Annotated in this window: 3 protein-coding genes; 2 read left to right on the forward strand and 1 reads right to left on the reverse strand. The window is 36.7% G+C overall.

What is annotated here, in order from left to right; all coding sequences use genetic code 11:
• The first annotated feature begins 90 nt into the window (after positions 1-90).
• Together LKO28_RS15285 and catB are read left to right on the forward strand one after the other, a co-directional pair.
• A complete protein-coding gene (locus tag LKO28_RS15285; RefSeq protein WP_227695902.1) occupies positions 91-276 on the forward strand; it encodes a hypothetical protein in 186 nt (61 codons plus the stop codon).
• Positions 277-572: 296 nt separating this feature from the next.
• Entirely contained in the window at positions 573-1,202 is a 630-nt protein-coding gene (gene catB, locus LKO28_RS15290) for a type B chloramphenicol O-acetyltransferase (protein WP_010256763.1), read from the forward strand.
• A gap of 211 nt (positions 1,203-1,413) precedes the next feature.
• Here the strand turns inward: catB and LKO28_RS15295 are convergent, their stop codons facing one another.
• A complete protein-coding gene (locus LKO28_RS15295; protein WP_008651082.1) occupies positions 1,414-2,580 on the reverse strand; it encodes a tetracycline-inactivating monooxygenase Tet(X2) in 1,167 nt (388 codons plus the stop codon).
• Positions 2,581-2,765 lie beyond the last annotated feature (185 nt).

Here is a 2,765-nt window from a genome sequence, read left to right on the forward strand (position 1 = left end):
AACTTGTCAGAAGAAGAACTCTTACATCTTCGTTTTTCTCCGACCATTCTATAATTGTTCTTAACTTTTCTTCTCTGACTTTCATTTTGTTTGGTTCGGTTTTACTATGTCGTACAACGTAGCCGGCGCTTGGCGCACGTGCTGGCGCAATTGCGCCAAGCGCGTGTTAGAGGACAGTCCCGTAGGGCTGGACTCCGTCAAGCGCCGGCTACGTTGAGCGGGAAGCCCGAAGGGATTTCCGCTCAACGGGAAACGCATTGGCGAAGTGGCGGATAAATTGAACCGAAAGTTCAATTTAGCAGTGACGTAGCCGATGTGTTTCCACAGAAGCTAAATTATTAAAAAAAAGCTGAATGTGGGACACATTCGGCGGAATAAAAAGCACAAAAGTTGAATTTTGAACTTAACCCGCCATTTTGCCAATGCGATGTTATGTGTAGTTTTTTAGTATCTTTGTCAGATGAAATTATCAGATTAGCAAATTTACTTTACGCAACGTATAGGAAGAGAATAGTTTAGTATTATTCTTCGTTTCCTTATTGTCTCTTATTGTAAATTAAATATGTTAAATAATGAAAAATTACTTCGAAAGTCCTTTTAAAGGAAAAATAATCAAAGACCACATAACTAATCCCAATATAATTTCGGGTAAATATTCTTATTATTCTGGTTATTATCACGGTCATTCATTTGACGATTGTGCTCGTTATCTGTTTCCGGACAGGAATGATGTCGATAAACTAATTATCGGTTCTTATTGTTCAATAGGGAGCGGTGCAAGTTTCATAATGGCAGGTAATCAAGGTCATAAATATGATTGGATTTCCAGTTTTCCATTTTTTTATATGTCTGAATTTGATGTTTTCAGTAAAAGCCAAGATGGATTTCAAAAAGCAGGAGATACAGTTGTTGGGAATGATGTTTGGATTGGTAGTGAAGCTATGATAATGCCAGGAGTTCAGATAGGAGATGGAGCTGTTATTGGCAGTCGTGCTTTGGTTACAAAAGATGTTGAACCTTATTCAATTGTAGGGGGAAATCCAGCCAAATTGATAAAAAAGAGATTTAGTGATGATGACATCCAAAAATTGCAGGAAATGAAATGGTGGGAATGGGATGAAGAAACCCTTTTTGAAGCAATGCCAATTCTTTGTTCAAATAAAATCGATTTGTTGTACAAGTTTTTTAGAAAAATGAAATGATAAAAAGAAGGTTCCGAAATTCGGAGCCTTTTTGTTTTAACTGCGTTTGCGGCTAAAATTACACATAACGGCTGGCAAATTGGCGATGGAGCCGACTTTTAGCACAAATGTTGAATAGAATTACTAATCTTCAACATTGCACAAAAGTTCAATAGAAGTACTTCACCGGCTCTATTGCCAATTTGTTTGTTATGTGCCGTTTTATTCCATTTTATACATTTAACAATTGCTGAAACGTAAAGTCGGGTTTAAACATTTCAATTTCGTTTTGAGTTGATTCTTCTTGTGCTTCTTTGCCATAGATAAACATTTGCTGTTCATAATTTTTAACAGCCTCTTCAATGCTATTAAATTTTCCATCGGCTAGATTATCAGACAATATCAAGGCATCCACCAACCCACTATTTACTCCCTGCCCTGCAAAAGGCGGCATCAAATGTGCGGCATCCCCAATCATTGTTATGGGTAATGGGCGCTTGCTTTTCCAAGGCTTTTCTAAAGGAAATATCCGTGTAGCCAATCCTACAAATGACAACGTCGTATGAATCAATTCTTTGTAGCGTTCGTCCCAATCGGAAAATTCTTTCAGAAGAAAATCAACGACACTATTTCTGTTTTGAAAATCTACCTGCGTTTGGTTTTTCCATTCATCAGGTGTTTTAAAACTTATTCCAAAATGCAATGCACCATTATTATTGGGGTTAGCAAATAATAAATTACCTTGGTGAGATGCCATTAGCCGGTTTCCATTGCATAGCTGAAAAAATCCAGGACAGTTTATCTCTGGTTGATGAATATCGGCTTGTATATTGAAAGTACCTGTTTCTTCAACTTCCGTGTCGGTAACAAATTTTCTTACCTTGGACATCCCGCCATTGGCAAGAATAACCAAATCTGCTGTTTCACTCGGTTTATTCTCAAAAGTTAGTGTCCACTTCTTCTTACCAGGTTCAAGCATAACAAGTTTTCTATCCCAAATAACCGTGTCGTTTTCTAAACTATTCAACAAGATAGCCCTTAAGTCATTTCTGTTTATTTCAGGATTGTCAAATCGATTTTCGGGCTTTACATTTTTTGTGGATAAAATATTGCCTTTTTCATCAGCAATATTTACACCCATTGGTAAGGCTAAGTCATAATAAGTTTGTAACAATCCCGCTTTTTTCATTGCTTCCTGACCTGAACCTTTGTGTAGGTCAAGGGTTCCACCAAAAATTCTTGCCTCTCGGTCGTTGTCTCTTTCGTAAACTGAAACGTCTATGCCGTTTTGCTGTAATAATTTTGCCATAGTCAGTCCAACGGGTCCACCACCAATTATTGCAACGTTCTTATCACTAAGTAAATTCATTTGTTTGTCTGTATCTATTCGCATTGTCATTCAAAAATGGCCCATAACATCTGTTTTAACGAAACGAATATACGGAAAATTTCGCTTAACCAACCCTATACGTGTTTCGTTATTTGACTTTTCTTTCTACATAAGATATTGATATATTTGTATTTAAAAAATAAAACCGCACAAATAGCGAAACAAAATATTATAAAATACTATTTCCCTGATAT

This window comes from Sphingobacterium sp. FBM7-1, assembly GCF_020687765.1.
Lineage (GTDB): Bacteria > Bacteroidota > Bacteroidia > Sphingobacteriales > Sphingobacteriaceae > Sphingobacterium.